The sequence below is a fragment of the Corynebacterium sp. genome, assembly GCF_030532965.1.
Taxonomy (GTDB): domain Bacteria; phylum Actinomycetota; class Actinomycetes; order Mycobacteriales; family Mycobacteriaceae; genus Corynebacterium.
Genome location: NZ_JAUNKC010000011.1, coordinates 79057 through 85976, shown reverse-complemented (window position 1 = coordinate 85976; position 6920 = coordinate 79057). Strand labels below are relative to the sequence as shown.

Below are 6920 nucleotides of genomic sequence, written 5' to 3'. Positions count from 1 at the left end.
CACTCTGGCGCTACACGATCGTTACCACACCGCTACGAAAAGCTCGTCCGGAACATAGCATTCCTTCACGTAGCAATAGGGCGGATTAGCCAGTGAAAATGTCTGTCGGTCGTCTTCGGCATAATGGTGGGCAAAATTGAAGGACCAATATTCGGCCAGGAGATAGAGTGCGTGCAGCCGGACACTAAGTGGGTCATGTGTCGGTGCCGCCAACGCCGTTTCCAGGGCCGGTTCAAAATTCTCCCGCACTGCGTCGGATTGGATGTGGAATAACCCGCGAATCATCAGCCGCCCCGCATCACTACCCACCGCCTCGCCGCGTTGGTCAAATAGTTCCAACCCGGCGCGAAGTTGTTCGGTGGTGGGTAACGGCGCATGGTGATCTGCGGTAATGTGCGGCATAAGCTGCATATACTCGGCGTTTAACGTGGTTTCGTTCATCGTTTCTTCCTGCGTCATGGAACCCCCTAGTGTCTGCCGCTTAATAGGACTTTGCTTTTCGACGCCCACTCGCCGCCCGTTTCTTCCGCCGCTTTGTGCGGCACCAGGCTTGCGTTGTTATGGCCAGATCATAGCCCCAGTGGCGTTGGTTGTTTCTGATTGTGAGGATCTCCAGCACTTCGGCGGCTAGTTTTTCCGCTTCAGCTACGATGCCATCTTTGCGTTTGATGAGCATGAGCTCGGTTTTCGCACGGGCGATTCCACGCGTATCGCCGCAGGCGGCAAATAGTTGTGCGGCGGTTTTATACCAACGGGCGGCGGATGTCCACCGGCGGTGGCTGGCATGGAAGCTTGCCATGTCGTTGGCATAGTGTGCCTGAAGTTCGGTTGCGGAGTATGTCGCGGGCACGAGATGGCGTAACGCTGTTTCGTATGCTTTACGGAATATGTGCGTGGTGTGATCGAAAGTGGCGGAAGGGGTTAGCGGTTGGAAACAACGCATGTCTAGGTATTCGCGTGCGTAATCCCACACTACTTCGGCGGCTTTTGCTTTGTCTGTATCGCTTTCACTCCGGTTATACAGGTTAAATGCTATCCCGAACGCGGCGTTGGCGCTTGTCTGGCTCAGTCGAGTTCGCTTTTCCATGTCGGCGAGGATAGCCAGTGTTTTGTAGGCTTCGAATTGTTGCTGTATATCGGTTATTTTTCTGGCGAAATCCCTTAAATCCGACAGGCACGTCATGATGTACGGTTTCGGATTCGGTTCCATGGATGCTACTCGCCACCGGGTTTCCATGAGGTTAACCTGCACTGCGGTTATATCGGCGTATGGGGAAAGCGCCTGCGAAATTGCGTCGCCCCACCAAAGCACGTCGCTCAACCAGGTTTTTGTATTGCGGCCTAGCAGGCTAATTGCGTCTTTGGTATACGCCACCGCCAGCTGAACACTGATGTGCGGCAGCGACTCGTCCCGCGCGATTCGCACTAATTCGGTTGCTACTTCTTCAGGTGTGTCGAACACCCGGTCGGCGTGGCGGGATGAGAAAACCACAAGTAACCAGTGCAGATAAATCGACGTTGGATCGTTAGTCTTGTGTGCGTAAGTCCCTGCCAGTTCGGACCAGTCGTCGCTGACATCTGCGCCTGCGGCGTGTATCTGTGCCAGGTTCGTGGCAGGTATATCGGTGATGACTGATACGGCGTGTTCGTCGAAAAGCTGCACACCGGCTGCTAGCGCCGCGCTGGACGGGATTCCCATGCACTTAGCCTTTCTTATCTCTTCGTTTTCCGGTGTTTCGTGCGCCGTGGTTGTCGTGGTCGCGGCCGCTTGGCCGGGTATTGGTGCTGGTCGCACCATTGCGATAGTTCTTCAAGCTTGTCACGGTAGAACGGTAGTAGTTCTTCATCTATAGGTAGTGTGTTGATGAGTGCGTCAACAACGTCGCGGGTGTGGGCCACGAGCTGTGGTTTGTTCCGGTGTTTGTCAATGTAAGCGATTTTTAGCCACGCGTCTATGAGGTTCAACGATTCGTGTTCATCTAAAGCGTTTCCAGCCATGACCTGGGCGTACTCTTCCGAAAGCCGCACCGCTGTACGGTAATTTCGCCGCGCGGCACTGTATCGGTGATGCTGCTTACAGAAATCCCCACGCTCTATATAAGAGCCCACCAGCATACTCAGGTGCCCTTCTGAACTGGCGAGATAAGTGGTAATCACCGTAATTGATTTATCGAAATGTCTAAGTGATTTTTGCACCATATTTTCCGGTAGCTGAGCGTTGAACCAATTCTTGGTTGCCACTTCCCGGTGGCAATCCCACAGCATCATCGCGGCGTCGTGAAGGTCATCGGGTTTAGCGGTGTGCACGATCTGTTCCGCAATTTCAACCGCGTGACGTGCGTATGGCCAACACGCATCTGGTTCAGTGTGGAGAAATCCCCAAAAATAGGCCTCGTAAAGCTCCCGTGAATCACTCGCCGTAGCAATCCACCGATCAATGATTGCACGTTGCGCAGGCTTACCACCAAAGGACTGGTAGACCCCAATGAGTGAATGAAAAATGTATCCAGCATTGCTTGGAGCGGTTGCTAATGCCGCCTCACCGAAGTCTATTATGTCGCGTTGACGGGCGAAGATTTCCTCACGATCAATGCTGGTACTGCCGGTGGCATAGCGGTAGATGCGATCATTTTCGCGTTCGATCCGCTTCGCCACGGCCTGGCAATACAGCCGCCACAACTGGTGGTTGCGGGCAAAATCAATGCAGTTGCGGTTGTGTGTATCCCACCACTGGTAGTAATCGTCAGTATCGCCGGTTGTTGATAGCGCAATGTCGAAACAGTGGGCTTGAACCCCCAACGGGTCGGTGGTTTCGCACGCTAGTGTTCGGTTTATCAGCGATTCGATCTCCTGCCACTCCGTCACTTTTTCGCTGACCGACCATAATTGATACGCCGCTTGACGTCCGGCATCCGTACCGACAGCTTCGCCGCGGTGGTCGTAGGTATCCATCCCGGCGCGCAATTGCGTTGAAGTGGGAAGGGATTCTGTCGGGTCGCACCGCAGTTCACTACCACTTATCGCATCGGTCACGCAGACCATGATAAATCAGCGGCGGCTTCCGCCTGGGTGGTTTCCCAAAATGCGTCATCGTGGCATTCGCCCCCATGGCACATGTAGTTTAATGTTCGTTTCGCCAGTGCTCGTACTGTTGCCGGTTTGTCGTGTAATTTCGCGTAATCACGCATGATGGTGTTGATTCGGCTGGCTTCTTGGTAGCAGTCGGCGGCGATCGCGGCGGCTTCGGCGTCGGCAAGCATGGCCATGCCTTCGTCGTAACGACCCAGTCGACAACTGAGATCGCCCCGCGTGGTGGCGGTGGTTCGCTGCCAGTGTGTTGCGGAGAAATCCTCGTCAATGAGGTAGCTCTGGGTTATGGTTTCGGCTTCATCGATAAGCCGCATGGCCGTGTGAAACTCCGCATCGGCAATGGGCGCGGGGAGGAATCGCCGCATGGTCGCTGCGTGTTCAAGGCAGGAATACAGTTCTTCGGCGGCTTCGCGTTGCCGGTCTAGCGGCGCTGTATAAAGGCTAGTGCGGGCCACGGCAGCGAGTTCATCCGCAGCACCTAAGGCACGTTGCGCGTCCCCTGCCGCAAGAAATGCCCAGCTTGCTAGGAAGAAGGCGCGCTGTTTGTGCTCATTCGTTGTTGCCGTCTCGGCAAGTGTGGTGGCATACGTTGCGGCAGCGTGTGGGTCTATGTCTTGATAGGCCTCAATGAATTCTGCTTCCAGGTCGAAGCAATCCGTTTTCCCCCTAAGTGTTTCCAGCGCCTCCTCGCAGATGGTGATCGCCTCGCACACAAGTTCCGGGGCGCCTGTACGTTGGCCTGCGAACCGGTGCACCCTGGCGCTGACGTATTGTGCCTGGGCTTGCACCTGCGGCAGATCATGCGCCTCTGCCAGGTCGAAGCATTCATCGGCGGCAGCCGCACAGGCAGTAAGGTCATCGTCGAATGTAATCAACGCCCGCAGCAGCGCTGCCTGCATTTTTGCCGCCGGGTCGTCTTCTGCAAGGCGTGCGGCCTTAGCGGTAGTTTCCAGCGCAGCGGTGTTTTCGCATCGTCCCCACAAGTCAAACGCAGCAGCGAGAGCCTGTCGCGCGGGCGTGGTTTCGGGCATGGTGGGGGCGTCGATAAGCAGCCGCTCCCCCTTGCGCAGTTGTTCTAGTGCTGGTAGTTTTCGCTTGTCGACGCTCACACTGTCGCTTCTTCTTGTAGTTGTTTGGTACCCATAACGCGCAGTCCCTCGGCGATGAACCAGACGACACTAACGGCCCATATTCCGGCGAAACCGATGGCGGTTGGGTAAATATCGGTAAACCGCAACACGATGGTGGTGATGGATAATCCCAGCGGCGCTGCCACCAAGTTTATGGCATTGAACAGCGAAAATGCCCGCCCGCGAAGTGCTTCTGAAATGTTCTCGGTCACGATCACCGTTACCAGCGGGCCTTGCAGCCCGGAACCAACTCCGGCGATCGCCATTCCCGCGATCACGGCGTAGGAGTTGCTCAGCCACCCTAACAAGCAGAACCCCACGGTTGTCAGCAACATGGAGATAGTCCATAGTCGACGACGATTATCAGTTCCCACTTTCGCCACTATGCCGCCACCGATCACCATGCCCACCGCATAGCTCGATAACGCCAAGCCCATCGGAATCGGTTCATTGACCCGTTCAAAATGCCCCGGCAGAAGAACCATCAAAAACGGCATGGCGAGGATGTTAAAGAGCCAGCCGCAGATGGCAAGCAACCGCACCCGGGCGTCGGCGACGATGCGAAACCACGATTTCCAACCGCGGAAAACATTTTCTTGGGCTTCAGTCTGCACATCGGACGCACCTGGGTGAAGCCGAATAAACACGGTAAGCAGCGCCGCAAACGCGGAACAACCAGCGGTGATCCACAGAATACTTGATATCGGCATGGCGGTGAGCAATACACCCGCCACCGCTGGGCCGACGAACAGACTGATACCCAGGATCGCCTGGTTAGCTCCGGCCAACCAGTCCAATTCTTTGCCGGACGCCACAGACACGTCGCCAGCAAGCGCTGTGCGGGCCGCCATACCGGGAATGTCCCCCACTGCGCCGATGATCCCGATGATGATAAACCACGTAAGGTTCAAACCGAGATACACGTCCACCACGATCAAGCCCACCACCGATAACGCCGAGATCGTATCGGAAATAATGCTCATGGGTTTCCGGCCGAAACGGTCAATGAAATTGCCGCCAGCGATTGCGAACCCAATTGAGGGAACAAAAATACAGGTAGCTACCAAACCGGCGGCAGCCGGGTCACCGGTACGCTGGAGAACCAACCACGGCCACACGATATTCGATACGGCGTTTCCAAGTCCCGAGCTCAACGCCGATAACAGATACAGCCAAGCAACGGCGGGCCGATGGGCGGTTGATGCAGGAACGGTCATGATCCAACCTTTGGCGTTGATTTTTTAACTCACACATCAACCCTAACACTTGTGTTTTTGCCGTCGCCGGGGAATGACGTGCCGCATGTGACTAGTGCTCAGATACCGTTTCGGATGTACGGTCGGGATCGGCGATAACGCGCATACCTTCCGCGATGAACCAGACCGCAGCTATCGCCCACAGTATGGCACAGCCAATTGCCACCGCGTAGATATCCACAAAACCGAGTGCAACGGTGGTGATGCTCAAGCCAATAGGTGCCGCGAAGAGGCTAATCGCAGTAAATAGCGAAAATGCACGCCCCCGCAGCGATTCTACGACGTACTCGGTGACCAGCACCGTGATCAGTGGACCCTGGAAGCCACTGCCAAGGCCAGCAATCGCCATTCCCGCAATCACTGCATAGGAATTGTGCAGCCATGCCATCAGCACGAAAGATATTGTGTATAGCACCATGCTTATCGTCCATAGGAAGCGGCGTCGTGCTGTCCCTACGCGTGCAATACACACCCCACCAATCACCATGCCCACCGCGTACGCGGAGAACGCAAATCCCATTGAGGCTGGCGCATCAATGCTTTCGAAATGGGCAGGCAACAGCACCATCAAGTACGGCATCACCAGAATCTGTGCGATACCGCCGGAAATCGCCAGCAATCGGATCGGCGCGTCGGCGATAATGGTCAGCCACGCACGCCAGCCTTGAAAAACGTTTTCTTGGCTTCTATCTGTATTTGGTACCGCATTCAGGCGAATAAGAATGGTGAGTACTGCGGCCAACCCGGAACAGCCAGCGGTGATCCACAGAATGCTCGACACTGGCAACACGGTCAATAGGATTCCGGCGGCGGCTGGCCCAATGAAGAAGCTAATCCCCATCAATCCCTGGTTCACACCTGCCAGCCAGTCCAAAGATTTGCCCGAGGTCGCCGAGACTTCACCGACCAGGGCGTTCCGAGCGGCGGCACCGGGGATATCCCCCACCGCACCGATGATTCCGATGATGATAAACCACCAGAGGTTAAGGCCGAGATACCAATCCACCAGGATCAGTCCCACCACCGACGCGGCGGAAATCGTATCCGAAATAATGCTCATGGGCTTGCGGCCGATGGTATCAATGAGGTGCCCACCGACCAGGGCGAACACTATCGAAGGGATAAAGATGATGGTGGCGACCAAACCGGCGGCAGCCGGATCACCGGTGCGTTGCAAAACCAACCACGGCCACACAATATTGGCCACCGAATTGCCTAACGACGAACTCAGCGCCGATCCAAGATAAAACCACGCCGCGATCGGGCGCTGACGGGATGATGACGATGCGGTCATGATAAGGCCTTTTTGTTAAAAGATGTTTTCCTAATGAAAATCGTCGCTATGACACGCCACGAAAGAATGCGTAATTGGATGCGCCGATGACGCTGCGACAATACCAAAGTACCAGCAAAGACGATCGGGGTTTCCAGTGGCAATCTTCCC

Annotated in this window: 6 protein-coding genes; all 6 read right to left on the bottom strand. The window is 55.6% G+C overall.

Features of this window, described 5'->3' with window-relative positions; translation table 11 throughout:
• Window positions 1-21: 21 nt before the first annotated feature.
• Window positions 22-459 carry a hypothetical protein gene (locus Q4D85_RS07005; RefSeq protein ID WP_303199225.1) on the bottom strand — a complete coding sequence of 146 codons (438 nt, stop codon included), beginning with the start codon at window positions 457-459 and terminating at the stop codon, window positions 22-24.
• Between the two features lie 22 nt (window positions 460-481).
• Window positions 482-1699 carry a hypothetical protein gene (locus tag Q4D85_RS07000; RefSeq protein ID WP_303199223.1) on the bottom strand — a complete coding sequence of 406 codons (1218 nt, stop codon included), beginning with the start codon at window positions 1697-1699 and terminating at the stop codon, window positions 482-484.
• A 14-nt stretch (window positions 1700-1713) separates the two neighbouring features.
• Complete coding sequence (locus Q4D85_RS06995) at window positions 1714-3033, bottom strand: hypothetical protein (protein ID WP_303199222.1); 1320 nt, start codon at window positions 3031-3033, stop codon at window positions 1714-1716.
• Window positions 3030-4199, bottom strand: coding sequence for a hypothetical protein (locus Q4D85_RS06990; protein WP_303199220.1), 1170 nt, complete (start codon window positions 4197-4199; stop codon window positions 3030-3032). Before Q4D85_RS06990 ends, Q4D85_RS06995 begins: the two co-directional genes overlap by 4 nt.
• Window positions 4196-5437, bottom strand: a complete 1242-nt coding sequence (locus Q4D85_RS06985) for an MFS transporter (RefSeq protein ID WP_303199219.1) — start codon at window positions 5435-5437, stop codon at window positions 4196-4198. Before Q4D85_RS06985 ends, Q4D85_RS06990 begins: the two co-directional genes overlap by 4 nt.
• Window positions 5438-5528: 91 nt before the next feature.
• Complete coding sequence (locus Q4D85_RS06980; protein WP_303199217.1) at window positions 5529-6770, bottom strand: MFS transporter; 1242 nt, start codon at window positions 6768-6770, stop codon at window positions 5529-5531.
• Window positions 6771-6920 lie beyond the last annotated feature (150 nt).